The following is a 23197-nucleotide window of genomic DNA, read 5'->3' as shown; positions in this document are numbered from 1 at the left end:
GTTCCGGTCGGTCGCTCCGCTCCCGATCCCGGAACCTATCTCGGTCAGCAAGGGGAAGGTTCCGCCATTCCGTCACAGCGAATCACTGAGAGGATTTCACCGGCTTCGAGACCCTGACAGCCTCCCGGCACACGAAACGCGCCAACGACGCTCTGTGAGACAAACAGCGCTAAGAAAAACTCGTTGCTTATGCGCAACACACCGATCCAAAAATTGGACGTTTCACATATGCATTTAGTGACAGCGGGTCAGATATTTTTCTGACTTGCATCTTTACCACGCGAAACTCGCATCTCAACTTGGTTCCTCGCAACACAATGAGGGCGACGGCATGAACCCGGACACTATGAAAAACTACAAGATCATTCTGTGCGGATGGGAAGAAGGAGAGACCGGTGACGTCATTACTCGCGATGGAGAGTATCTAGGCACCTGGGAGCTTGTGGACGACGTGTTTCACGCATTCATCCCAGACGGCGAGACGGAGCACCTGTTTTTCGAACCTTTCCTTGGAATGCTATGCTGGAAAGTGTGGGAATGGCACGAGGAACGAGAGCGGTCTTTTGCAGACACCATCACCGGCTCCGAGTGTTGAGGAGGTTTCCGGGTCGTGATGCGCGCAAAATCTCCTGGTTAACTACCGAGCGCATGGTCACTTCCAACTGTTTCGCCATCTTTGCCGCAAGGTCGCTGTTCTGTTCCGGGGTGCCCGCGCTTCCGTTGACGGTGATCGGTGCGGAGATGGTGATCTGTTGCGCTGCCGGTTCGTTGCTGTTCGCTGCCTTCAGGTTTGGCGAACGAAGCGCCGGGGCACCCGTGACAAGGCCACCTTCGGCATACCCGCGAAGCGCGCCCTTGTGCATCGCCTCCAGATTGGCAACGCCGATCCGGCTGGTGGCCTTCTTGGACATGACGTATTCGCCGCGATGCACCACGCCGGCAGGCTGATACTTGCCACCGTCGCCGGTATATCCACCCTCGCTGAAACCGAGCAATGCGCCGAAGATGCCGGTGCCAATGCCACCAAGTCCGGCGAGCGGACCCTTGCCGAGAAGTGCGGCCTGAAGGGTCGCGTCGATCAAGCTCGAAAGCAAGTTCTGAAGGGCACCGTTTAAAGTCTGGGTGCCAGTCAACAGGCCGGACAGCGACGACGTGAAGCTTTCCGCGAAATACTGCTGGGCGTTCTTCAGGCCATCCGCCGACGCGGCAACCTGCTGATTGGTGCCGTCGAGCTGCTGGGTGAGCGCTATCTTCTCGCGAAGCTTGGCAAGCTCCTGATCTGTGAGCGTGATCCCTGCCCGCTTGGCCTCTTGCTCTGCCTGATAGACGGCAAGCTCAAGCCGCTGCTGGGCGGCCGACATGCCGGAAATCGACTGTTCAAAACGGGCAAGGGCAAGACCTTCTTCGACGCTCTGGTTCAAGCTCCTGCGGGCCGCGTCCTGCTGCTTGAGCAATTCCGTCCGCTCGCGTTCGCTGTCGGTGGGTGCAAGCTGCTGGGCTGCGGTCGGCGTGCCACCGTAGGCGTTGCTGATCGTGCCATCATCGACACGGCGCAAGCCCTCCCATTCGTTGCGAAGTGCAGCCGGATCATTGCCACGACGACGCAGCAGCGCGCGCGCAAGTTCGTCCTGGGTGTCCTCATCGAAGAGACGATCACCGGACAGGCTCATTTCATCCATCAGGCTGCGGAGCGTCTTGCTCACGATCTGATAGCGCCCGACTGCCGAAGAGTTGTGACTGTTGCCGGGATGGGCAAGCATGCGCTGCTGAAGGGCAAGAACCTCGTTCAAGGTCATGCCGGTGAGGTTGACCGCTCCCCCGGTGAACGCGCCATAGCCAAGCGTCTCGTTATAGCCGCGTCCCTTGTCGGTGCCTTCTGCCGCGCCGATCAGGTCAAGCATGTTCGAATGATTGCCGAAGGTCGCGATGCTCTTGGCGCGGTTTGCGAGGTTCGTGGCGTTCATGACTTCGCCCATCGTCCGGGCGCTCTGCACGGCCTTGTTATAGGCGGCGTCGATGCCGTCGGTCGTGGCGAGCGTGTCCAGTTCCGCCTTCAGTTCCGGCACGAGGTTCTTGAGTTCGATGAGCGCATTCTTAAAGTTCGACGCTGCCGTAACATTGCCGCCGAACGCGCCGGACAGGCTGTTGCTCGCTGCGGACAGTTCCTTAAGAGCCTGCTTGAACTGGTCGCTACAGCCCGTGAGGTCAAGAATCTGGTCATCGACGGCAGACAGGGCCGTTTCGAGGTTCCGAAGTTCGGCCTGCTGAAGGAAGTTTCCGGTGTTCGCCTTCTCGCGTTCGATGGCCTTCAAGATGCCGTCGCGCTGCTTCTGAAGGCGCTCAAGCTGCTTTTCCGGGCTGTTGTATTCGGCAAGCCTACGGTCGCGTGCGCCGATCGTCGGATCGTTGATGAAGCCGATCACCTTGGACGCAACGTTGACGCCTTCGACAGCCGCCTGCTTGGCGTAGACGGTGAAGTTGCGCCACATGGTCGAGAACTCGCGATCGATCCGCTTTGCGGCTTCGACCTGTTCGTCGGTGAAGGTCGCGGCCTCACTGCGCATCTTCTGGATTTCGGTGACGGACATGCCGAGCACCTTCGCAATCTGTTCCGCGCCGGTCCCGCCGAATACCTCGTCGAGGATGCGGGTCTGTGCTGCCGCGTCCATCTGCTGAAGCTTGACAATGATCTCATCAAGGAAGCGGCTCGGATCCTTGAGCTTCTGGGCAACGTCGGTTGCCGAGTAGCCGAGACGCTGGAAAGCCTCTTCTGCGCTACCCTTGCCAGTCTTGGCGAACTCGTCGCCGCGAATGTTCAACTCCTTGAGCGCGTCGGTCACGCCGTCGATGCTCATGCCGGTCGCGGTCGCAACATAGGTCCACTGCTGCCAGACCTTGGACGACACGCCAGCCTTGCGGGCCTCACGGTCCACTTCGGCAACGCTGTTTGCGATTTCCTTGAGGGCAATCGCAGCGCCACCAACGCCAGCGACAACCGCGCCACCCTTCATGAGCGGTGCGAACATGCCCTGAAGCTTCTCGCCGATGGATGCGGACGCCTTGCCCATGGTCCTTTCCATGTTCTCGGCAGACTGCCGGGCGCGGCCTTCCATCTTCTTGAAGTTGTCGTTCGTCGCGTTGCGCGCGCGCGCCATGTCCCGCTCATACTTCGTAAGCCGGGCCTCAAGGCTCACGACAAGGCGCTGCGTATCATCCATTCCAGGTATTCCTTATGCTGCCTCATCCCACATGGCATCCATGCGGGCGGCGTATTCGTCGGGGTCAAGTTCATGAAGGGTGGGCTGATTGTCGTTCGCCGCCGCCCGGAAGACGGACAGGGCCGACGCAATCGCGCCGTCGATGTGGTTCGAATGACGGGTGCCCTTGTGCATCGTGGTCAATTCGCTGGCACTGGTCGCACGCTTCACGACGACGCTTTCGAAGTGATTGCGAAGGATCGGGTGCGCGCCGTGCCGGATGCGACGGCCATTCACGGTGCGCTCAAGGTCACAAATCGGGCCGTGCATGTGCTTCGCCGTCTGGGGAAGCTGAAGCACGTTGATGCCGTGATCGATGAGCTTGCCCATCAGCGGCCCGGCAAGCGACGGGTCGAAGATGACTTCGCGCACGTCATAGGTGCCGCATAGGTCGATGATCTTGTCGGCGATCACGTCGGGTTCGATCACCGGGCCGTCGATGACGTTCAAAAGCCCCTCATCGCGCCACCTGACATAGGGCACCTGTTCGCGCTTCCCTTTGTCCTCCAAGCCTTCGGACGGCAGGAAGAACCACGGGTGAACCGTGATCCGGCCATCATCGTGACGCCAAGCGCCGACGATAGCCGTGAGGTCGCCGGAACGGGACAAGTCAACGCCAATCCAGCACGGCAATTCCTCCAGGTCGGCGAGGTCGAAGTTCGGATCGCGGCCCGCGTCATAGACGGCCATATCGAAGAGCGGATCGCGGGAAGCTGCCTGCCACATGTTCAAATGAAACTGCTGGAATGCGAACCGTTCGGCGGGGCGGTGTTCGGCCTCGCGCGCCATCGTCCGCAAACCGCCAAGATCAGGGAAACCATGAGCAAGGCCGGGATTGACCTTGTGCCAAACGGCTTCATCGCGCCAATCGTCGCCGGGTTCGGCTTCGAAGATAATCGGCAAGAATGACGGGTCGTCAATCTCGCCGGTCGCGACCTTCCGGGCGTAGTCGTAAATCTCGAAACCGATGTTCTCCTGTCCACGGCCTGCGGTCGTGGCAATGATCATGAGGGTGTCGGGAACCTTCGCCATGCCGGACTTCAGGGCTTCCCAAAGGTCGCGGCCCTTCCAAGCATGGATTTCATCGACCAGGACGAAGGAAGGCGTCTTGCCGTGCTGGGCAGCGCCATCGCTGGACACTGCAAGCAATTCCGCCTTGTTCGGGCGTGCCATGATCTTCTTTGCCGAGTTATGGGCGTCATAGATGCGCGTTGCCGCGATCAAGCGCCGATCCTCGCGCACGATGTTCGCAGCTTCCTTGAAGCCAATGCCTGCCTGTTCGCGGTCGGAGGCAGCAAAGATTGCCTGCCCTGCCGGGCGAGCTTCCGGGCCGATGGTGTGCAGTAGTGCCCATGCTGCCGCGATACTGGTCTTGCGGTTGCCACGGGGCAGCATCAGGAAAACCGTGCGGACGATCCGGCTCCCATCGGGATTGCGCGGCCCATAGATGCGCCGGGTCATGCGCTCCTGAAAATCGTATAGCTGGAAACGGCCCTTCGGCGCGGTGCTCGCCGGGTGCTTCAACGCCCGGATGAAATCGACGGCTTCCTGTCCGTAGCCGAAGGGGTCATCGATAGGACTGCCGTCATTGATCCACTGCGGGAACGCGCTCTTAGGCATGAGTGCGGTTCCTGCCGATGCTCATCGGATTGTCGTCGTCATCGTCACCACCGGCTGCACTGCCGACGCGGGCGCGCGATACCGGCGACAAGCCATATTCGGCGGCAAGCTGCCGGGCCGTCTGCATGGCCTTGTCCTGAAGGCGGCAAAGCTTCATGTCGATCTCGCCGGACGCGCGAAGAGTGTCTTCGATCTCTCTGACGAGGCCACGGGCGCGGCAGTAGTCTTCCACCCCGCCAAGATCGCCGCGCGTGATGATACCGCGTTCGATAAGGCCGGGCATGATCCGCTTCCATTCGGCGCGGGCGTAGGCTGAAAGGTGCTTCGGTGCCGAAGGTGCCTTTGTCAGTGCGTTGCTATCGCGTTCAACGGGCGGCTTCACGCCGCGAAGGTGGGTCACTTCAGGGCCTCGCCGCGAAGTTCCAGCGCGTCACGCCTGCCGACTTCCTTGATTTCCTTGATGCCGTAGGCGGTTCCTTCATAGGTCACGCGGTCGGCAGTGGTGATGCCAGGGCGATAACGCACGCGGAAAATGACGGTGCCGGTTTCGGCCTCGCCGTAGCCGGTGAAGAACTTGTTCGCCGACTGCTGAAGGACTTCAGCCCAAACCGTCGCAACGGGTGCCCACGCCTTCACGACGCTACCGGACGCCTTCACGGTTTCCGTCTCGCGTTCGATGGTGATGCGGCGATCCATGCTTCCAATATTCAGCATCAGACAATCCACCGAATGAGGGCTTCGACGGACAGGACGCCATGTCCATAGGCCGGGTCAGGATCGCGTGGGAACCGCGATGCGGTAACGCGGAAATGGTCGCAATAGCCGCCTTCGATGGTCATCGTCTTGTCGAGCGCGGTCGTCACGGCGAAGGCGAGTTCCTTCGCAGCGTCCTCGCCAGCGTCCAGCGTCCAGATATGCAGGTCCATATAGACCCATGCCGCCCGCTGGGCGGTGTAGTCCTGACCATGCAGGGCGGTGTTGCCGTCGCTCATGATGATGCACGGCGTCTTGTCAGGGCGCGAACCACCGGCCCGAATATGGCTAGCCGGGACAAGGGCACTGACTGCCGGGTCGGCAATAAGCGCGGTGCGGATAGCGGTCTGAAGGGCAAGCGTCGGTTCAATCATTGCTCATTCCATGCGTCTTTAACGGCCTTCTTCGCGGCGCGGTTGATGCGGTTCTGAAGGCGCTGTCGGAGAAGGCGAAGGGCGGGCCAAAAGAAGGGCTGGGCTTCAGCCTTGGCGGTGCCGTATTCGACAAGGTGCGCGTAGCGAACGTCTTCATTGCCAACGGTCACGACAACTTCCGTCTCACCGGCAACATGGGAACCGCCCGGCTGACTAAAGGGCGGGGTGTGCTGGCCGGGTGCGGTGACTTCGATGCTGTCGATCAGCGCGCCGGTATCGCGTGACGTTTCGGCAAGCGCCTTCTGGGCTGCCGCAAGCTCTTCGCCGGACGTCATGAGGGCCGGAAGCACTGCCTCACGCGGCGCGCGGGTGATCCGGTCGAATGCTGCCATGGTTTCGGCGAGGCCATTGCCGCTCTTATTCGCCATCGCCGAACCACTTTTCACGATAGGAATCGAGGATCGAGGTCACGCCCATGGGCGCAAGCTGGGCGGAAACGCCGAACGTGGCGAGGTTTCTGCACTCGTAGTAGAAGGAAACCAGCCGCAAAATGGCGATCTTCACGTCTGCCGGAAGCGGGTCTAGCTCGGTCAAAGACCTGCCGATGTAGTTCGAGATCCACGTTTCCGCGCCGTCGAGATAGAGCAAAACAAGCTCATCTTCAGCGGTTCCGTCGATCTTCATGTGCTGCTTGGCGAGGTTGAGATTTACAACCGTCATGTGTCATTTCCTGAAAAAGTTATATTGATGCTCTCTTGCAAAGTGCTCCCCCCGCCGGTCCCTCACATCTAGCGAAGTTGGATACCACCCTCCCCCAATGCTAAGATCAGCCATCCGGGGAGCGATTCATGTCTGTAAGCACTCTGCTCAATGCGGCAGTAAACGTCAGCCTTCGAGAAAATGCAGAGGTCCACAAACGGTGGATCAACGTCATGCACAGGCTGGCCGGACAATACGGAACAGGCCTTCTCACCATGGCTGGCGATACAAGACTTGATATGCTTCTGCGGAGCATTGAAGCCGAAACAGCAAAACGGATAAGTGCCAATCAAGAGCAAATCGACCTTGTTTTCGACCTGCAACTTAAGCTGTCCGAAAGCTGGATACTGAGCATATATGAGGTGCTGCGGACCGCCTGCCAGCAAGCGAGATCGAAGGGTCTTGAGCACATTGCACTGAAGACTCTGCACGATGAATTCAAGTTGGTGCGAATTCCGTTGGCAAAGCTGGAAATCGCGAATGCCAAGTTGGCCGAACCTGAACTGATGCTCCAGAAGTTCGGCGGCGAAGAAGAAGAACCAGAAAGCTACATCGCAGACGCTTCCTACATAATTCATAGAGCAGTCTGCACGTCCACAGGTGCGATTCAGTGGATGGCTATCGATATCAAGAAGAAGGCAAATGTCTGGATCAACAGACATAATCTTTCGGACAAACTTCTTGCGTTCGCGGATTGAAGACCCTTGCATGTGGGGGCAAGTCAACCCATTCTCGCTATTGTTCGAGGGAAAGTGCTGCGTCCCATCAAAATCCTGATTGGAGAGAGCATGGTCACGAAAAGCGATCTCACGGCCGATGAATGGCACTGGCTTGAGCGCCTTGGAAAGAAAAGCGCGCTTAGCATCACCACGGCGATGTTCAACAGGCTCAAGACATTGGGCCTCGCCGAAGAAACGCTCGGCGGAGTGGGGCTGTCGAGAGACGGGCGCCGCATTTTCGAAGACCACAGACGGCAGGCGCTTCAACGGCGCAATTTGGCATGAAGCTGTCATTGTAATTCCCGCTCCTGCCGCTGCTTGACCGAGTTATGACAGGGCGCGCAAAGCGGTTGCCAATTGGCGCGGTGCCAAAACAGACGCTTATCGCCACGGTGCGGAATGACGTGATCCACCACGGTCGCGGGGGTATAAACTTGATGCTTGGCGCACTCACGGCAGAACGGGTGCGCAAGCAGGTAGTCCGCGCGCGCCTTGCGCCATTCGTGGTTATAGCCGCGCTGTCCGGCATTCGGACGGTTGGCGTCGTGCCGGGCATCGCGTTCGCGCTTAGCCGTCATCTGGCAATCACAAAGCTCGCCATCGGCGACGATATCGCCGCAACTGCAAATCCGGGGTGGCTTCCTCATTGGGCACCCTTCAGCTTTGCCTTCAGGGCGCGAAGGGCATTGCGATCAAAGTCGGGGTCCAGGCCATCGGCAACATTTCGGGCGGCTTGCTCGGGGTCGTGCTCGTGGTCCCTGCCCTGCTCTTCGCCGCTGCCATGGATGGCCTTCAGCTTGGCGACATGTCCGGCATAGGCGCGGCAAATCTCTGTAGGGGTCGCGTTCCATGCCTGTTCGGGCGTCCAGCCAAGCCAGCCGGTCGCGCTCTCATAGAGGTCCGCATAGAAATCCGACCACGTAACGGGCTTGCCTGAAGCACTAACTTGCTTCGCCTTCGGATCGGGCGCGGGCATGAACATCGACACAAGTTCGGCGAGCGGAATGCGTGCCGAGCTGATTAAAGAAGAAAGCGGCTTTCCTGCAATGCCAGACAGGAAAGCCGCTGCATCCTGCACGGGGGACGAAGCCGCGCGGATGATCTCGGAAATGATGGTGAAGCTGCCTTCCTCCAGCGCCCGGAACATCGCCGGGAAGCCAAAGCGGGCTTCAAGGGTAACAGCGGCCCGCAAGGTCGGGCGAAGCGTCACGGTGCTGCCACCGTGCGCAATCGTTACCTGCTCAAATGCGGGCCGCTGGTAGGTCATTGGTTATGCCGCGACCTTCAGCTTCACGAAGCGGTCGGGATGCGTCACGTCCGCACCGACACGCTTGCGGGCGTGGAACCGAACCTGTCCCTTGCCTGCGAGGCTGTAGGGATCGCGAAGCGTAGACAGGCCGACGCGGTCGATGATGCGATAGCCGGACAGGTCACCGAACAGGATCGGGAACTTGCCAGCGCCGACATCATCCATGTCAGGCATTTCGACAATCGGGCGACCAAGCAGGGTCAGGACGCCGCCTGCGGTGATCGGATCAAGCACAAGGTAACGGCCCGTGCCATCCTTCCACTGCCGGATGATGGACAAGGTGTTGCGGTTCATGAGCCAAGCGCCGTTCTGGGCGTGGGACGTGGCAATCTGGTGATACATGCCGATGATCACGTCTGCCGGGTTCGTGGTCGGGAAGGTTGCGGCAACGCCGGTCTTCACTTCCTTGATGCCGGTCGCGGTCATGATGCCCTTCGGCTGCCCGGTGCCGGTGCCCTTGATGAAGGCCACGCCTTCGGTCTTGCCGAAGCTTTCGGCGTAGTCGGCGAGAAGTTCGCCCTCAAGGCCATAGGCGTTGTCTTCGAGAAGCTGGTTCGAAACGTCGGTGAAGGTTGCCAGTTCGAACGGGGTCAGCGTGATCTGTTCGAAGGTCATGCCGCTTTCGGTGCGGTCTTCGGTTTCAGATACCCACGTTGCGGCAGTGCCGGACACGCGGCGCGGATACTTGATTTCCGGTGCGGAGATCGAAAGGACGCGGGCATAGCTGCGGATCGGCGAATACTCGTTCAAGAGCTTGATAAGCTCACTGCCGAATTCTTCGGGTGCCAGGTATCCGCCATTCGCATCGGTCGAGACGGTGAGCGCCTTAACTTCTTCCGGGCTGATACGTTCGATGCCACGGCGAAGATACGAGACGAAGGCCTTGCGCTCATCGTTGTCGTTTTCTGCTGCCGGGTGATTGTTGTTCGCAGCAAGCGGGCGGTTCGCCTTGGCTTCCAGCTTGTCCATGCGGGCCTTAATGGCCTTCAGTTCTTCAGGGGTGATAACCGGATCGCTCTTCGTTTCCGGTGAATTCTGCAGTTCTTCGTTCTTCATAAGCTCTTCCTTGTTCTGAGACTTAACGACAGTGACGTGTGCCCCCGGATGCACCGGGAAGCGGCAAAGGCTGATTTCGTTGATGGTGATGGACTTGAAGACGCGGCCACCTTCGGCGCGCGGTTCAAAACCGGTGTGACGGAAGCCGATAGACAATCCGCCGATCTTCCCGGCCTTTAACTGCCGGTGTGCATCGCGGGCGGGTCCGATGCCTTCCACGAACAAGCGGCCCTTCACTTCAAGGCCCTTGTCGGTTTCGGCATAGGTTTCCCAGATGCCGACAACCTTCTGCTGATCGTGCTCCATGACCATGGGCACACTGTTCGCAAAGGCGACGGTGCCCTTTTCGATCACATCGCCGACGCTGTCCGGCGAGCCGAACGGCCATGCGATGCCGGTGACGGTGCCTGCGTCATCAATGGAGACGTTTGCCTTGATTTCGAGGTTCTGAGTGTCCGTCATTCGGCCACCTCTTCCGGTGTGCCGTTCCAACGGGCGTCCAGAATGTCGAACGCAAGTGGGAACACTTCCATGACCGGGCGCGGCTTGGCGTAGGTATCGACAAGGGTCTGTGCTTCGGTCGGTGAAATCCCGCCACCGATCAGGCCGGTGCGGACGATTTCGATCATATCGGCGAAGTGGAATTCCTGCCGCATGAACCGGGCATAGAGCGCGGCGATACCGACGCCGGTCTTCCGTTCAAGTTCAAGAACCATCTCGGTCGTGAGGGCGAAGGTCTTTTCGCCATCACCAAAATAGGCGGTGTGCTTCATTAGGCTGCTTCCTTCGACGGCTCGCTATCTGGCGGGCCGTTCGTGGTCGTGGTGGTGTAGGGATTTGCGAGTTCGTCGCCGCCCGGCAGTGCGGGAAGGTTCATCGCGGCGCGGACTTCGTTCGGGGTCATGGCGCGCATGGCGACAAGCTTACCGAAGATTTCGGCGCGGCCCGCTGCATCGGCGCGCTGAAGGTCATCAATGACGAATTCGAAATAGAGGGTATCGCGCTCTTCATCGGTAAGAAGCACGGTCGCATAAGCGTCCTGCCACTTGTCGAGCCAAGGGCGAAGGCAAAGCTGAAGGAAGCTTGCGGCCATCTGTTCCGCGTTGCTCCAGGTCGCACGCTCAAGCTGATAGAGCATGTGCGGCGGGACGCCGAAGATGCGGGCGATCTCGTTGATCTGCTCAAGGCGGTTTTCGATGAACTGTGCATCGGTGCTTGCAAGCGCCATCTGCTGGTAGCGGAAACCATTCGGCACGATGAGCGGGCGTGACTGCTTACCGCCGCTGAAAGCAGCCCGGTAGTCCTTCAGGATGTTGGCAATAACCTTCGTCCCGGCTTCGGTGTCGGGAACGGTGTTCTCGCTCCAGAACATTGCGGACGGACGTGCGCCGTCACTGAAGAGGTTCGACGTGTGCTTTTCGAGGGTGAGGCCAATGCCGATGGCCTCACGGCCAAGCTTGACCGGCGAGACGCCAGCGAATGCAGGGATATAGAGAACGTCGCGATAGGAGAGCCGAACCTGTCCGCGTTCGGTCGAGACGATGTAGAACGGCTCACCATCGTCTTCGCAACGGCGCTGCACCTTCGACGGGTCGAGGCGGTGAAGCTCAAGGGGGCGATCATCGGACGCGCGGACAACCTGCGCATAGCCAGCGCCTTGAAGCAGGGCGTCAACGGTGAGGTCGATGCGAAGCTGTCCAGCACTGGTCCAGTCGTTCGCGCGGCTATGGGTGATCTTGTGGCCGGGGTGATCCTTGGCGACGTCCTTGCTGTCGTCGGACTCGCGATAAAGCTTGCAAGGAAGTGAGCCGATGGTTTCGGAGATTAGGCGCACGGCTTGCAGCACTGCCGGGACGTGCATTGCCGAGTTGCCAGTAACGACAACGCCGGATGCGGTCGGCATTACGCCGAAGATTTCGCTGATCGCGGAATCAGTGAGGGAATACGCCTTCTCTTCTGCCGCAAAGCCAAAGGCCTTCTTTGCACTCGAAACAATTCCGGTGAGGTTCATGCGGTTCGTCCATTATTTAATCTATAAGGACTTTCGCATATTTCGCCTTCGTTTCGCAAGCGAAATGTAATTGTATAACGTTGCGCCCGGTGGGGAATTTGCCTATTATTTGCCTTCTTGGAGGAGGCGATCAGATGAAAATCAGAAATTCGGGACGTTGCGCGCTAACAGGCGACAGCGGTCCCTATTCAAAATCTCATGTGATCCCGAAAGTGTTTGCCCGGCGAGTTACGCAACAGAGCTTCATCAGTGAAGACGCGCGCGGCTTTTTACGAAGAGACTTCGATGCATTCCGAGACGACAACCTCTTAACCGCGCGAGGCGAGAAGATTACAGAGGCCTACGACAACGAAATTGCGCGAACGCTTCGACAACACTCACTTACGTATACTTCACGCCGTAACAAGAGAGAATTGGAGATAAACGCTCTAACGTATCCGGTATACAGCTTCGCCAGCTTATCTGTCGATAAGATACACCTCATAAAACTTTTCACCTTGTCTCTGCTTTGGCGGGCCGCTGCATCGAGCATGAGCGAATTCTCTGACGTCCAATTAAACGAGGCGGAACAGGAAGAATTGCGGAGTGCTGTAGAAACAGGCGACCCCAAAAGTCCTGAGTTCTTTCCTGCCGTCTTCTCGGTCTTCGACAGCAAGTCAGAGCTACCTAAAATATACCCCTACAGGGTAACTATTCTTGAAGACAACTTCTACAGATTCTTTTTGGATGGAGTCGTCTGCTATGTATCCTGCTCAAAATCAACGAAGGGAAACTACGGAAATTGGAAAGTAGGCGCTGACAAAAAGTTACATTTATTGGTTATACCAAGTGAAGAATCATTTCATGACAGAATTTCACGGGATGGATCAAATGAACTATTTGAGAAATTCGGCGACCCTTGGCTAAGGCAAAAGCGGCGATGACGCGTTGCTCCGTTAACCGAGGATTGGCCTTACTTTCTTCATCTGAATTGCAAGCTCCATAAGCCTCAGATCACTGCCGCCGTAGTCGTCCGCAGATGAACCCGACGAACGCCCCATGATATAAAGCGCAGCCTTCTCGTTCACGCCGCCGAATAGGGCGTCTTCGAAGAGATGCCGGAAACCATGGTTGGGTGGAGGAGTATGTTCCTGCCCTTTTAGCGGGACCTCGCGCACCCACTCACGCAAGCGCTGATCTTGATGCGTCCCTTCGAAGAGCTTGCCGGCTGGTCGCGCCTTCACGAACTCGATAAAGCCTTCTTCGATCAAAGCAGGATGCACCGGCACCTTGCGGGCCTTGTTGGTCTTCGTCCTGCGGCCTTCTCCTACTCGGATATGCATGAACCAATCGCCCTGCACTTCGAAGACGTCGGCTTTCTCCAATTGCAGCGCCTCTCCGATCCGCATACCCGAATGCGCCAACAGCCAGGGCAACCAACGGAAGTTTGGCTTTGTCTCTAGTCGAGCGGCCTCAAGCACCTTCCGCGCCTCGTCGAGGCTGTAGGTGCGGTCGGCGCTGTCGATCACGTCGGCAACGGGCAATTCGAGGTAGTCGAAGGGCGTGCCCTTCTTGGCGTCGGGATAGAGCTTACCTTTGCACTGGTCTTGCGCCCACGACAGAATGGCACGGATTGCCGCTAGCTTGTCCCGGATCGACTTGCGGGACAGTTTGCCCTGATTGAGCATGGAATCCCGCCACGCTTCGCCTTCCTCAAGGGTCACGGTCGCAACGCGCTTGCTGCGGCGGAAGTGCTCGAAATCAAGCACCACTTGGCGATACTTCTCCAATGTCGCGTCAGACTTCTTGTTGCCCCCTAACCCCATTTCAGTCAGGCGCACCTTCTCGGCAATGACCGCTTCGAATGTCAGGGCTGCAAATTCGGGTTCAGGTTCGGCTTCGGCCTTTGCCTCTTCCTGTTCCAGCGCTTTAACAAGCAGGGGGCTTTCCGGTTTGCCAGAGAAATCCCCTTCGTCCCTCTCAGCAGCGCGAGCAAGCGCTTCGAGTTCGGCCATGCACAGGGCACGGGCTAGCACCCGCCATTCGTCTGTGCCCTTGATTGCCGTGGTATTCCCCAAGAGCCGGAAGCGTTCGATCTGCTCACCGATCAGTGTTTCCAAAACGTCGTCAGTGAGCTTACCTGCTAAACCTTCGCGCAGCATCGAGACTAAGCGGTCATCGATCCCAACGTTTGCATAGCGGTGATCATTCCGGGCGCTGTCATCGAAGGCGAGTCGAGCAAGATAATGCCGAAGGGCGATTTGATCAGCGGGAAGTGGATACCGCCCCGACGTTGCGGCCTCACCCCTTGCCGCTTGTGCCTGACGTTCCGCGATGCCGATTTTGGCTTGCAACTCCGCAACGGCAGTGTGCAAACGCGCCTGCGCCGTTCGCCGGTCGGGACCGAGCGGCGTCCTCAGTTCGGTTTTATCGTTTAGGAAAGGGCGAAGTTCTTTTGGGATAACGACTCTGGCGAAATAGCGCCCATCGCGATTTAGAAGATACTTGTCTTTGCCGGCCATTCTGGAACCTGTTTGTTACAGCGATTGTAACAGAAGGCTGACCGCAAGGCCATGAAAACCATACACTTCTTGGTTTTCAGGCTCATTGCTTGGTCGGAGTGGAGAGATTCGAACTCCCGACCCTCTGGTCCCAAACCAGATGCGCTACCAGGCTGCGCTACACTCCGTTCCAGCAGTGATGCCGGAATACACGGTTCACCCTTGGGCCGCAACAGTAAAAAACGGTTTCCCTGTTGCTGAATCTGCAACTGAAACAAATGCCTGAACGCCGTTATTCCGGGAGGTCGAGCGGCAGGACAAGGCGGGCGCTCGGGTCGAGGCCGAGTTCGGCCGCATGGCCGCCCCGAATTTCCAGCGCATAGCGGACAGGTTCTCCCGAGGAGACGATTGCCTCCGAATAGGGCGTGGTGCGCTCTGCGATTCGCACGATCCTGCCGGTTTCGTCGACGAAGATCATGTCGAGCGACTCAGGTGTGTTGGCCATCCACATTGTGACCATGCGGGAATCACCGAAGTCGAAGAGCATACCGGTCCTATCCGGCAGAGCCGGGCGTTCCATGAGGCCCCTCGCCCGCTGTTCGGCGGTCACGGCCCATTCGACCTCAAACGTGATGCGGCCTCCCGATTCTGTCTCGAAAGCGAGCTGCCCGCGCTGAAAGACAACATCGCCCACCGCTGCGCCGGCCAGGCTGAAAAACGCAAAAAGCGCCACGAAGGCGCTTCTCGACATAATCAAGAGACGGTCCATCGGCTCAATGCGCCCGCGCGGCGGGCCCCGGATTGTCCGGGTGGATCTCCGCAGCCATCAACCCCTTGTCGCCCGGTCCAAACCGCACCAGCACTGTTTGGCCGGGACGCAGTTCCGTCAGGCCGAAGCGGCGGAGCGTTTCCATATGCACGAAGATGTCCTCGGTACCCTCGCCTCGCGTCAGGAAGCCAAAGCCCTTGGTGCGATTGAACCACTTGACGAGTGCTCGTTCGAGACCGCTGGTCGGCGTCACCTGAACATGGGTGCGAACCGGCGGCATCTGCGAGGGATGCACAGCCGTCGACTGATCCATCGACAGGATGCGGAAGGCCTGGTAGCCGCGCTCACGTTTCTGGATGAGCGCAACAATGCGGGTACCTTCGAGAATCGTCTGGTAGCCGTCGCGACGCAGGCAGGTCACGTGCAGCAGGACATCCTGCATTCCGTTGTCAGGGACAATGAAGCCAAACCCCTTGGCCACATCGAACCACTTGACGACGCCGGTGATCTCCATCAGGTCGACGGCTTCGCCGGACAGCTCTTCGTACTCGCCGAGCTCCTTCGATGAAATCCTGTCCGCCATTTCCCCAAGCCCCTCGAAAACGCGTCACATTGCTCAGTTAACTGATTCTTGAGATTCAGATTAACATTTGGTCAACGGATCTGCGCAAGCCCTAGTTTTACATTTCACCAGTTGCTTTTGCAGCCGCAGCCTTGCTCCAAGCTGACGGCTGTTCCATATGTCGGGGTCGAAGGAGAACACCCATGCGTTATCTACACACCATGGTCCGCGTGAAGGACCTCGAGGCCTCCCTGCACTTCTATTGCAACCTGTTCGGTCTCACCGAGATTCGCCGATACGAGAACGAGAAAGGCCGGTTCACGCTGGTCTTTCTGACTGCCGAGAAGGATCTTGAGCGAGCCCGCGTCGAGATGGCACCGTGCCTGGAGCTGACCTATAACTGGGATACCGAGGACTATACCGGCGGCCGCAACTTCGGGCACCTCGCCTATGAGGTCGATGATATCTATGCGATCTGCCAGAAACTGATGGATAACGGCGTCACCATCAACCGCCCGCCGCGCGACGGTCACATGGCCTTCGTGCGCTCGCCGGACGGCATTTCGATCGAGATCCTGCAGAAGGGCGAAAGCCTCGCTCCGGCGGAGCCCTGGTCGTCCATGCCGAATACGGGCGCCTGGTAAACACCACCGCTTCGCGCAAGTTTGCGCCTCTAGTCTCCTCGATAAACGAGGGCCGCTCCCGGCGGCCCTTTTGCCTTCCGCGTGAAGGCGGCGACGGAGGCAGACATGACACCTAGATCCCATTCGCGCAGGCCAGCACTCGGACTGCTCGCGGCCATCAGCGCCGCACTGCTTGCCTCGTGTCAGACAAGCGCGGACGAGGTTCTGTCGCTCGGCGATTCTGCACCTTCGGAAGAGATTTCGGCCAGGGCACCCGGCGGCAAGAGCTTCCGAGATCCGTATGTGGTTGCCGTTTCGGGACAACCTGCTGCAGCAGCCGAACCTGCCGTGGCTCAAAACGACACGGATCCCGCGCGCCTGAAGCGCAAACCTGTGCCACTTGCAGCCGCTTATACCGACATCGCCGAACCGCCACCGGAAGTTCTGGCACTGCAGCAGGCTGCACAGGCGCAACACGCCGGTCCGGCGCAGACGCCCACCCAGACGCAGGCAGACCTCGGCGAGATCACCATGCAGCCGACTGCGGTCAATGCCGGCAGCAACAGCCTGTTCTCCGCCGGACGCTCAGGCCAGCAGCGCCCTGCCGAGGCGGCAATCGACCCCTCGACGGCGCAACCCGCTGCCGGCTCGCAGACGGCCAGCGCCAGCCTGGTACCGGGCGACATGCCCACCCTCGGTATCAATGCCGTGCGCAAGAGCCTTTTCAGCCCTTCCGCGGAACAGCAGGCACTGATGCAACAACAAGCCCTACAGGAACAGGTCGCTCCACCGGCTGCAGACAGCGTACCGCTCACCGAACCGGCCGTGACATCCGGGGAGGAAGCACCTGTGCTGAAGAAGCTCTCAGATCCCCGACCAAAGCGAAAGATCCTCGCTCTTCGCGAAGCGGTTCCAGGCGTGCCTGAACGGGTGCAGCTCAGCCCCGACCAGCTGCAGGCCATGGGTGCCGTCGAGGAGTTCGATCCCGCCGAACCGTTGCCGGCAGAGGAGCGGACCGTCGCGGAGGCGGCCCCGTCAGGGAAGAAGAAGACGTGGCTCCCTTCGCTCTCGGAGCTGCTCAAGGGCGGCAAAACAAAAGACAAGGCCGCCGCAGCACCGTGACTGTCCAGCGGACGCGGCACGGGCCAAGTCCTTCCAATCACAGGGTTTGTGCCCACCGCGCGCACCGTTTCGGGAGACTGTCATATTTTTTGCATGAAAGGCAAATTGACGCTTGCGGTCTCGGATGAGCCTGACTATAAGGGCGCCACGAAGCAGACGCGCCCTTCGTCTATCGGTTAGGACACCAGATTTTCATTCTGGGAAGAGGGGTTCGACTCCCCTAGGGCGTGCCACTTCGTTTTCCCAACAATATTTTAGGACCTGTGGACCGCATCCTGCCAAGTGCTTGTTTGCGCTTGCGATACTGGCGCACCAGCAGCCTGTGGAAAAAATCGCCTCGCCCGCAATCAAGCCTCTTGCGCTCACCCGAAGTTCCGGCCATAAGGGCGCCACCGAAGCGCACGCGCCCTTCGTCTATCGGTTAGGACACCAGATTTTCATTCTGGGAAGAGGGGTTCGACTCCCCTAGGGCGTGCCACTTCGATCTTCTCCTGACATTGCAGAACCTGTGGATGGTTTTGAGCCAAGTGCTTGTTTGCGCTTGCGATACGGCACACCTGCAAGCCTGTGGAAAAAAACATCCTGCCAGTGATCAAGCCTCTTGCGCTCACCCGAAGTTCCGGCCATAAGGGCGCCACCGAAGCGCACGCGCCCTTCGTCTATCGGTTAGGACACCAGATTTTCATTCTGGGAAGAGGGGTTCGACTCCCCTAGGGCGTGCCACTTCGATCTCCCCATTTCAGTTCGGATGCGACCGTCGATCATGGTGCCCTGGCGGCATCCAGGACACGGAACTGCACGCGCCTGTTGCCCTGCCAATGGTCGGCACTCAGTGTGCCTGCAACGTGGACCTGGTTACCACGATTGTTCATCAGGAAATGGCCGAGATCGGTTTCGGCGGCACGGAAGGCGATGCCCTCCAGGCGACTGCCATCCATGCCTTCGAGCGTGATCTTGATATGAGTCGTGCCGACCGGGCGGGCATCGCGGATGCGATGCAGCGGCACGGCAAAGATCGGCTGCGGATGACCCGACCCGTAGGGGCCGGCGGCCTCCAGCTGATCGACGAGAGCGAGTGTCGCGCCAGAGGCGCCGATGGCTCCGTCGATCTTCAGTGTCTGGTTGGCTGCAAGCGCCGAGACTTGGGTCGTTGCCTGTTCGTCGAAGAAGCTGCGCAGACGGCCGAGATTCGTCCGGTCCAGCGTCAAGCCTGCCGCCATGGCATGACCTCCGCCCTTGACCAGCAACCCCTCGTCCACGGCAGCGCGCACCATACGGCCCATGTCAAAACCGTTGATCGAACGACCGGAGCCGGAGCCCGTGCCCTTGCCGAGCGGATCGAAGGCAATGGCGAAGGCGGGCCGCTTGAACTTTTCCTTCAGCCGCGCGGCAAGAAGGCCGACGATACCCGGATGCCAGTTTTCCTTGGCGGTGACGATCACGGCTGCGCGCTCGCCGGTACCATATTCGGCCATGGCCTCGGCTTCGGCCTCGGCCAGCATGATCGCTTCCATTGCCTGTCGTTCGCGGTTCAACTCGTCGAGCTTTGCCGCGATCTGATCGGCCTCTGCCACGTCATCCAGCGTCAGCAGCCGGCTACCGAGTGCTGCATCGCCAATGCGTCCGCCGGCATTGATTCTCGGGCCGACGAGAAAACCGAAATGGTAAGGCGTGACGGGACCACCGATGCCGGCAACCCGCAACAGGGCTGCAAGGCCGGCGTTGTTCTGGTGGCGCGCCGCAATCAGACCCTTGGTGACATAGGCGCGGTTCAGGCCCTTCAGCGGCACGACATCGCAAACAGTTGCCAGCGCCACGAGGTCGAGCCAGGCGAGCAGATCGAGGGACCGCGCATGCGGATGGCCCGCCTCCCGCAGGACGCGCAGGGTGGCCACCAGCACCATGAAGACCACGCCGGCGGCGCAGAGATGCCCCTGCCCCGACAGGTCGTCCTCGCGATTCGGATTGACCAGCGCATGACAGACCGGCATTTCGTGGCCCATCTGATGGTGGTCGATGACGACGACGTCGACGCCACGCCGTTCGGCAGCGCCCAGCGCCTCAATGCTGGTCGAGCCGCAGTCGACGGTGACCAGCAGGTTTGCGCCGCGCTCGATCAACTGGTCGATGGCAGCCACATTTGGGCCATAGCCTTCGAAAATACGGTCGGGAATGTAGATCTCGGCCTCAACGCCGAAATGGTGGAGAAAGCGCGCCATGAGCGCCGAGGAAGCTGCCCCGTCCACGTCGTAGTCGCCGAAGATTGCAACGCGTTGCTTGCGGTTGATCGCGTCGACGATGCGCGCTGCCGCCGCGTCGCAATCGGTCAGCTTAGAGGGATCAGGCATCAGGCTGCGGATCGTCGGATCAAGAAAGGCCGGAGCCTCGTCGACGCCAACGCCCCGGCCTGCCAGAACGCGGGCTACCAGTTCCGGTATTCCATGCAACTGGCTGATGGCAAGCGCGCGATTCTGCCCTGCCTGATCGGTGCGGGACATCCAGCGCTGGCCGCTGGCGGAGTGTTCGACGCCGAGGAAAGCGCGGATGACGGGATCTACCGGTTCGGTCGACATGACTGCTCTTTGCGGGGCGCTGGGCGATGGCCCGCGCAACATGGTCCTAGACGGCGTAGCCGCCCTCACCCGTTCTATACCGATCGCAGAAAATCGCCAGCCCGGATCAGGACATGAGCCACGCCACCAGGGCAAATGGAATGACCATCATCACCGTAAAACCAAACAGACGGAACCACTCGGACGGAGGAGGCAAGGAAACGGCCGAGCCTTCCCCATCCCGCCCATGCGACGTCTTGTCGGCATCGCGCGCCACAGCATCATCCACTTCGGCCCAGGCTGCTTTTCTCTCACCAACTCCCATCAATGAGCTCCTCCCCAAGAACCCGACAGAAGTCGTAGACTACGCGCACAAGCCTGGTTTGGCGAGAGATGAAATATCCCCCTCTCCAAAATTCATCAGACTAATTCCATAGGTGGAGCCTTTAACGGCTGCTGGTGGCACACGAAGGCGTCCATAACGCCCTCGTCCGCTCGGTCATCCCTTTGGGCGCTCGATGCGAATCACCTGCGGCTCGCCGATCAGATAACCCTCGCCCTTGATCGCGCCGACCGCCTTGCGCACAGCGCTTTCCATGGTGGCATGGGTGACGAGGATGATCGTCTGCGGACGATCCGGTGCAGCGGGCTGCTTCGAATGCTGCACGATCGATTCGAGCGAGATGGCATTCTCCGCCATCTTCGTCGCAATGCTGGCGAAGACGCCGGTGCGGTCCTGCACCGTCAGGCGGATGAAGTAGCCACCTTCATGGCTCTGCATCTCGGCCTGACGATACGGCTCGAGCAGATGGGCCGGACGGCCGAGGACCGGCACTTCCTGCGCACCCGGACGGCTCTTGGCGATATCGGTGATGTCGCCGAGCACGGCAGAGGCCGTGGCATTGCCACCAGCACCGGGGCCAACCATCAGCAATTCGCCGAGGATGTCGGATTCGAGCGCCACCGCATTGGTCACCCCATCGACCTGGGCGATCACGCTGTCGAGCGGCACCATGGTCGGATGGACGCGCTGCTCGATGCCGCTTTCGGTCTTCTGGGCCACGCCGAGGAGCTTGATGCGATAGCCGAGATCGGCTGCCGCATGGATGTCCTCGATCGAGATGTTGGTGATGCCTTCGAGATAGATCTGGTCGGCCGAGATTTCGCAGCCGAAAGCCAGCGTCGTCAGGATCGACAGCTTGTGGGCGGTGTCATTGCCCTCGATGTCGAAGCTCGGATCGGCTTCGGCATAACCGAGGCGCTGGGCTTCCTTCAGGCAATCGGCAAAGGACAGCCCCTCCCGCTCCATCCGGGTCAGGATGTAGTTGCAGGTGCCGTTCATGATCCCGTAGATGCGGGAGAAGTTGTTGCCGGTGAGCGATTCGCGCAGCGTCTTGATGACGGGGATGCCACCAGCGACCGCCGCTTCGTAGTTCAGCAGGCGGCCTTTTTCCTCGGCGAGCTTGGCGAGTTCAACGCCGTGGCGCGACAGAAGCGCCTTGTTGGCCGTGACGACATGCAGGCCGCGCACCAATGCGGCGCGCACCGACTGCTCGGCCGCCCCTTCGGCACCGCCAACGAGCTCGACGAAGACGTCGATGTCGGCGTCCTTTGCCATCTCGACCGGATCGGCATACCAGGCAATGCCATCCATCAGAATGCCGCGATCCTTGGACGCGTCACGTGCCGAGACCGCCGTGACGGCAATCGGGCGGCCGCAGGCGACGGCGAGCGCATTGGCGCGGGTCTGGAGGATACGGACAAGCGAGGCACCGACGGTCCCGAGACCTGCCACGCCGATTTTAAGGGCATTTGCCATGAGGCATTCCTGACGTCATCGAAAAGGAAGTGAGGCGGTCCTGACGGGACCGCCTTGGATCAACGTGGGCTCAGCGGTGGGCGTTGAGCGAAATCACGTTGTGCATGGTCTCGTCGGCCGTCGACAGGAACTTCTTGATGTTACGGGCGGCCTGGCGGATGCGGTGTTCGTTCTCGACGAGGGCGAGACGGACATATTCGTCGCCCATTTCACCGAAGCCGATGCCCGGGGCCACAGCCACGTCAGCCTTCTCGACGAGCAGCTTGGAGAATTCCAGCGAACCGAGATGACGGAACTTTTCCGGGATCTTCGCCCAGGCGAACATGGTGGCGGCCGGCGGCGGCACTTCGAAGCCGGCCTTGCCGAAGCTCTCGACCATGACGTCGCGACGACGGTGGTAGATGCTGCGGACTTCGGCGATGTCGGAGCCGTCGCCGTTCAGAGCATGGGTCGCTGCCACCTGGATCGGCGTGAAGGCGCCGTAGTCGAGGTAGGACTTCACGCGCGTCAGCGCCGAGATCAGGCGTTCGTTGCCGACGGCAAAGCCCATGCGCCAGCCGGGCATCGAGAAGGTCTTCGACATCGAAGTGAACTCGACCGTGCAGTCCATGGCGCCCGGAACTTCGAGCACGGACGGCGGCGGATCGCCATCGAAGTAGATTTCCGAATAGGCAAGGTCAGAGAGCACGATGATGTCGTGCTTCTTCGCGAATGCGATGACGTCCTTGTAGAAGTCGAGGCTAGCCACGCGTGCCGTCGGGTTCGATGGGTAATTGATGATCAGCGCCAGCGGCTTCGGGATCGAATGCTTCACGGCGCGCTCGAGCGGCGGGAAGAAGGTCTCGTCCGGCTCGATCGAGATCGAGCGGATCACGCCGCCGGTCATCAGGAAGCCGAAGGCATGGATCGGATAGGTCGGGTTCGGGCAAAGAATGACGTCACCGGGTGCGGTGATCGCCTGCGCCATGTTGGCGAAACCTTCCTTGGAGCCGAGGGTGGCCACAACCTGCGTGTCGGGATTGAGCTTCACGTTGAAGCGGCGGGCGTAATAGGCCGCCTGGGCGCGGCGCAGGCCCGGAATGCCCTTGGACGAGGAGTAACGATGGGTGCGCGGATCCTGGACCACTTCGCAGAGCTTGTCGACGATCGCCTGCGGGGTCGGAAGGTCAGGATTGCCCATGCCGAGGTCGATGATGTCGGCCCCACCGGCTCGCGCGCTCGCCTTCAAACGGTTGACCTGTTCGAAAACGTAGGGCGGCAAGCGCCGGACTTTGTGAAACTCTTCCATCTTCAACCCCTGAAACCGCGCGGGTGCATAGTCCGCGGCAGGCGCGCTCGTTTTGTTCGTGATCACAGGCTCCGCAACGAACCGCAAAATCGGAGCTTAGTGATTGTATCGCAATCAGAGCGCT

The 23197-nt window shown here is 59.8% G+C and carries 25 protein-coding genes and 4 tRNA genes; 9 read left to right on the top strand and 20 right to left on the bottom strand.

The genetic code is table 11. From position 1 onward, the window contains the following. Positions 1–331: 331 nt before the first annotated feature. On the top strand, positions 332–595 hold the full coding sequence (locus tag J2045_RS10650) for a hypothetical protein (RefSeq protein ID WP_307372501.1): 264 nt from the start codon (positions 332–334) through the stop codon (positions 593–595). Here the strand turns inward: J2045_RS10650 and J2045_RS10645 are convergent. Genes J2045_RS10645 through J2045_RS10615 form a run of 7 tightly spaced genes read right to left on the bottom strand, consistent with a single transcriptional unit; the run spans position 576 to position 6724 of the window. Next, the gene (locus tag J2045_RS10645; protein ID WP_307372499.1) at positions 576–3218 is read right to left on the bottom strand and encodes a phage tail tape measure protein; all 2643 of its coding nucleotides are present in this window, start codon (positions 3216–3218) and stop codon (positions 576–578) included. The two genes, J2045_RS10650 and J2045_RS10645, sit on opposite strands and share 20 nt — an antisense overlap. Before the next feature lie 12 nt (positions 3219–3230). Beyond that, on the bottom strand, positions 3231–4877 hold the full coding sequence (locus J2045_RS10640) for a terminase large subunit (RefSeq protein ID WP_307372497.1): 1647 nt from the start codon (positions 4875–4877) through the stop codon (positions 3231–3233). Next, entirely contained in the window at positions 4870–5277 is a 408-nt protein-coding gene (locus J2045_RS10635) for a phage terminase small subunit P27 family (protein ID WP_307372495.1), read from the bottom strand. Before J2045_RS10635 ends, J2045_RS10640 begins: the two co-directional genes overlap by 8 nt. Next, complete coding sequence (locus J2045_RS10630) at positions 5274–5591, bottom strand: phage head closure protein (protein WP_307372493.1); 318 nt, start codon at positions 5589–5591, stop codon at positions 5274–5276. Before J2045_RS10630 ends, J2045_RS10635 begins: the two co-directional genes overlap by 4 nt. Beyond that, positions 5591–6004: a DUF3168 domain-containing protein gene (locus tag J2045_RS10625; protein ID WP_307372492.1), complete on the bottom strand. Its 414-nt coding sequence runs from the start codon at positions 6002–6004 to the stop codon at positions 5591–5593. The genes J2045_RS10630 and J2045_RS10625 overlap by 1 nt, the downstream gene beginning before the upstream one ends. Continuing rightward, complete coding sequence (locus tag J2045_RS10620) at positions 6001–6432, bottom strand: HK97-gp10 family putative phage morphogenesis protein (protein ID WP_307372488.1); 432 nt, start codon at positions 6430–6432, stop codon at positions 6001–6003. Before J2045_RS10620 ends, J2045_RS10625 begins: the two co-directional genes overlap by 4 nt. Then, on the bottom strand, positions 6422–6724 hold the full coding sequence (locus tag J2045_RS10615) for a head-tail connector protein (RefSeq protein ID WP_307372487.1): 303 nt from the start codon (positions 6722–6724) through the stop codon (positions 6422–6424). Before J2045_RS10615 ends, J2045_RS10620 begins: the two co-directional genes overlap by 11 nt. 128 nt (positions 6725–6852) lie before the next feature. On the opposite strand from J2045_RS10615, the gene J2045_RS10610 reads away from it, so the two are divergent. Then, the gene (locus tag J2045_RS10610; protein ID WP_307372484.1) at positions 6853–7461 is read left to right on the top strand and encodes a hypothetical protein; all 609 of its coding nucleotides are present in this window, start codon (positions 6853–6855) and stop codon (positions 7459–7461) included. A gap of 90 nt (positions 7462–7551) precedes the next feature. Continuing rightward, positions 7552–7767 (top strand): hypothetical protein, encoded by a 216-nt coding sequence (locus J2045_RS10605; protein WP_307372482.1) that lies wholly within the window; start codon positions 7552–7554, stop codon positions 7765–7767. A gap of 5 nt (positions 7768–7772) precedes the next feature. Here the strand turns inward: J2045_RS10605 and J2045_RS10600 are convergent, their stop codons facing one another. The 5 genes from J2045_RS10600 to J2045_RS10580 are packed head-to-tail and all read right to left on the bottom strand — an operon-like array spanning position 7773 to position 11858. Next, positions 7773–8129, bottom strand: coding sequence for an HNH endonuclease signature motif containing protein (locus J2045_RS10600; RefSeq protein WP_307372469.1), 357 nt, complete (start codon positions 8127–8129; stop codon positions 7773–7775). Then, positions 8126–8749 (bottom strand): hypothetical protein, encoded by a 624-nt coding sequence (locus J2045_RS10595; protein WP_307372468.1) that lies wholly within the window; start codon positions 8747–8749, stop codon positions 8126–8128. The genes J2045_RS10600 and J2045_RS10595 overlap by 4 nt, the downstream gene beginning before the upstream one ends. 3 nt (positions 8750–8752) lie before the next feature. Then, positions 8753–10309, bottom strand: a complete 1557-nt coding sequence (locus J2045_RS10590) for a phage major capsid protein (protein WP_307372467.1) — start codon at positions 10307–10309, stop codon at positions 8753–8755. Then, positions 10306–10620 (bottom strand): gene transfer agent family protein, encoded by a 315-nt coding sequence (locus tag J2045_RS10585; protein WP_307372464.1) that lies wholly within the window; start codon positions 10618–10620, stop codon positions 10306–10308. The genes J2045_RS10590 and J2045_RS10585 overlap by 4 nt, the downstream gene beginning before the upstream one ends. Next, on the bottom strand, positions 10620–11858 hold the full coding sequence (locus J2045_RS10580; RefSeq protein ID WP_307372462.1) for a phage portal protein: 1239 nt from the start codon (positions 11856–11858) through the stop codon (positions 10620–10622). Before J2045_RS10580 ends, J2045_RS10585 begins: the two co-directional genes overlap by 1 nt. Positions 11859–11992: 134 nt before the next feature. Between J2045_RS10580 and J2045_RS10575 the strand changes: the two genes are divergently transcribed. Beyond that, the gene (locus tag J2045_RS10575; RefSeq protein ID WP_307372460.1) at positions 11993–12781 is read left to right on the top strand and encodes a hypothetical protein; all 789 of its coding nucleotides are present in this window, start codon (positions 11993–11995) and stop codon (positions 12779–12781) included. A 12-nt stretch (positions 12782–12793) separates the two neighbouring features. On the opposite strand, the gene J2045_RS10570 is transcribed toward J2045_RS10575, so the two are convergent. The 4 genes from J2045_RS10570 to J2045_RS10555 form a co-directional block, all read right to left on the bottom strand. Then, positions 12794–14359 carry a DUF6538 domain-containing protein gene (locus tag J2045_RS10570; RefSeq protein WP_307372458.1) on the bottom strand — a complete coding sequence of 522 codons (1566 nt, stop codon included), beginning with the start codon at positions 14357–14359 and terminating at the stop codon, positions 12794–12796. A 90-nt stretch (positions 14360–14449) separates the two neighbouring features. Beyond that, positions 14450–14526 (bottom strand) — tRNA-Pro (locus J2045_RS10565). A gap of 104 nt (positions 14527–14630) precedes the next feature. Continuing rightward, a complete protein-coding gene (locus J2045_RS10560; RefSeq protein WP_307372456.1) occupies positions 14631–15071 on the bottom strand; it encodes a DUF192 domain-containing protein in 441 nt (146 codons plus the stop codon). 40 nt (positions 15072–15111) lie between these two features. Then, positions 15112–15690 (bottom strand): cold-shock protein, encoded by a 579-nt coding sequence (locus tag J2045_RS10555; RefSeq protein WP_166599405.1) that lies wholly within the window; start codon positions 15688–15690, stop codon positions 15112–15114. Between the two features lie 182 nt (positions 15691–15872). Here J2045_RS10555 and gloA point away from each other — a divergent pair, with 182 nt between their 5' ends. From gloA to J2045_RS10530, 5 genes are all read left to right on the top strand, one after another. Then, positions 15873–16313, top strand: a complete 441-nt coding sequence (gene gloA, locus J2045_RS10550) for a lactoylglutathione lyase (RefSeq protein WP_166599406.1) — start codon at positions 15873–15875, stop codon at positions 16311–16313. A gap of 105 nt (positions 16314–16418) precedes the next feature. After that, a complete protein-coding gene (locus tag J2045_RS10545) occupies positions 16419–17414 on the top strand; it encodes a hypothetical protein (protein WP_307372450.1) in 996 nt (331 codons plus the stop codon). 158 nt (positions 17415–17572) lie between these two features. Beyond that, positions 17573–17647, top strand: a tRNA-Glu gene (locus J2045_RS10540). A gap of 170 nt (positions 17648–17817) precedes the next feature. Then, positions 17818–17892 (top strand) — tRNA-Glu (locus tag J2045_RS10535). Positions 17893–18062: 170 nt separating this feature from the next. Beyond that, a tRNA-Glu gene (locus J2045_RS10530) sits at positions 18063–18137 on the top strand. Positions 18138–18175: 38 nt separating this feature from the next. On the opposite strand, the gene recJ is transcribed toward J2045_RS10530, so the two are convergent. From recJ to J2045_RS10510, 4 genes are all read right to left on the bottom strand, one after another. Next, on the bottom strand, positions 18176–19987 hold the full coding sequence (gene recJ, locus J2045_RS10525; protein WP_307372447.1) for a single-stranded-DNA-specific exonuclease RecJ: 1812 nt from the start codon (positions 19985–19987) through the stop codon (positions 18176–18178). Between the two features lie 106 nt (positions 19988–20093). Beyond that, positions 20094–20291, bottom strand: coding sequence for a hypothetical protein (locus J2045_RS10520; RefSeq protein WP_307372445.1), 198 nt, complete (start codon positions 20289–20291; stop codon positions 20094–20096). Between the two features lie 174 nt (positions 20292–20465). Beyond that, positions 20466–21785 (bottom strand): homoserine dehydrogenase, encoded by a 1320-nt coding sequence (locus tag J2045_RS10515; protein ID WP_307372441.1) that lies wholly within the window; start codon positions 21783–21785, stop codon positions 20466–20468. A gap of 70 nt (positions 21786–21855) precedes the next feature. Continuing rightward, positions 21856–23073, bottom strand: a complete 1218-nt coding sequence (locus J2045_RS10510; RefSeq protein WP_307372440.1) for an LL-diaminopimelate aminotransferase — start codon at positions 23071–23073, stop codon at positions 21856–21858. Positions 23074–23197: the final 124 nt, after the last annotated feature.

The sequence above is a fragment of the Peteryoungia aggregata LMG 23059 genome, from assembly GCF_030814435.1.
GTDB classification, from domain to species: domain Bacteria; phylum Pseudomonadota; class Alphaproteobacteria; order Rhizobiales; family Rhizobiaceae; genus Allorhizobium; species Allorhizobium aggregatum.
The sequence above is the reverse complement of the archived record's forward strand: the minus strand, read 5'-3'. Positions and strand labels throughout refer to the sequence as shown.

Coding starts and splice junctions, on each gene's coding strand:
- J2045_RS10615 (WP_307372487.1), bottom strand. CDS start 6,724: ATGACGGTTGTAAATCTCAACCTCGCCAAGCAGCACATGAAGATCGAC.
- J2045_RS10650 (WP_307372501.1), top strand. CDS start 332: ATGAACCCGGACACTATGAAAAACTACAAGATCATTCTGTGCGGATGG.
- gloA (WP_166599406.1), top strand. CDS start 15,873: ATGCGTTATCTACACACCATGGTCCGCGTGAAGGACCTCGAGGCCTCC.
- J2045_RS10595 (WP_307372468.1), bottom strand. CDS start 8,749: ATGACCTACCAGCGGCCCGCATTTGAGCAGGTAACGATTGCGCACGGT.
- J2045_RS10575 (WP_307372460.1), top strand. CDS start 11,993: ATGAAAATCAGAAATTCGGGACGTTGCGCGCTAACAGGCGACAGCGGT.
- J2045_RS10620 (WP_307372488.1), bottom strand. CDS start 6,432: ATGGCGAATAAGAGCGGCAATGGCCTCGCCGAAACCATGGCAGCATTC.
- J2045_RS10625 (WP_307372492.1), bottom strand. CDS start 6,004: ATGATTGAACCGACGCTTGCCCTTCAGACCGCTATCCGCACCGCGCTT.
- J2045_RS10570 (WP_307372458.1), bottom strand. CDS start 14,359: ATGGCCGGCAAAGACAAGTATCTTCTAAATCGCGATGGGCGCTATTTC.
- J2045_RS10555 (WP_166599405.1), bottom strand. CDS start 15,690: ATGGCGGACAGGATTTCATCGAAGGAGCTCGGCGAGTACGAAGAGCTG.
- J2045_RS10590 (WP_307372467.1), bottom strand. CDS start 10,309: ATGACGGACACTCAGAACCTCGAAATCAAGGCAAACGTCTCCATTGAT.
- J2045_RS10585 (WP_307372464.1), bottom strand. CDS start 10,620: ATGAAGCACACCGCCTATTTTGGTGATGGCGAAAAGACCTTCGCCCTC.
- J2045_RS10610 (WP_307372484.1), top strand. CDS start 6,853: ATGTCTGTAAGCACTCTGCTCAATGCGGCAGTAAACGTCAGCCTTCGA.
- J2045_RS10630 (WP_307372493.1), bottom strand. CDS start 5,591: ATGCTGAATATTGGAAGCATGGATCGCCGCATCACCATCGAACGCGAG.
- J2045_RS10580 (WP_307372462.1), bottom strand. CDS start 11,858: ATGAACCTCACCGGAATTGTTTCGAGTGCAAAGAAGGCCTTTGGCTTT.
- J2045_RS10520 (WP_307372445.1), bottom strand. CDS start 20,291: ATGGGAGTTGGTGAGAGAAAAGCAGCCTGGGCCGAAGTGGATGATGCT.
- J2045_RS10605 (WP_307372482.1), top strand. CDS start 7,552: ATGGTCACGAAAAGCGATCTCACGGCCGATGAATGGCACTGGCTTGAG.
- J2045_RS10640 (WP_307372497.1), bottom strand. CDS start 4,877: ATGCCTAAGAGCGCGTTCCCGCAGTGGATCAATGACGGCAGTCCTATC.
- recJ (WP_307372447.1), bottom strand. CDS start 19,987: ATGTCGACCGAACCGGTAGATCCCGTCATCCGCGCTTTCCTCGGCGTC.
- J2045_RS10545 (WP_307372450.1), top strand. CDS start 16,419: ATGACACCTAGATCCCATTCGCGCAGGCCAGCACTCGGACTGCTCGCG.
- J2045_RS10600 (WP_307372469.1), bottom strand. CDS start 8,129: ATGAGGAAGCCACCCCGGATTTGCAGTTGCGGCGATATCGTCGCCGAT.
- J2045_RS10645 (WP_307372499.1), bottom strand. CDS start 3,218: ATGGATGATACGCAGCGCCTTGTCGTGAGCCTTGAGGCCCGGCTTACG.
- J2045_RS10510 (WP_307372440.1), bottom strand. CDS start 23,073: ATGGAAGAGTTTCACAAAGTCCGGCGCTTGCCGCCCTACGTTTTCGAA.
- J2045_RS10515 (WP_307372441.1), bottom strand. CDS start 21,785: ATGGCAAATGCCCTTAAAATCGGCGTGGCAGGTCTCGGGACCGTCGGT.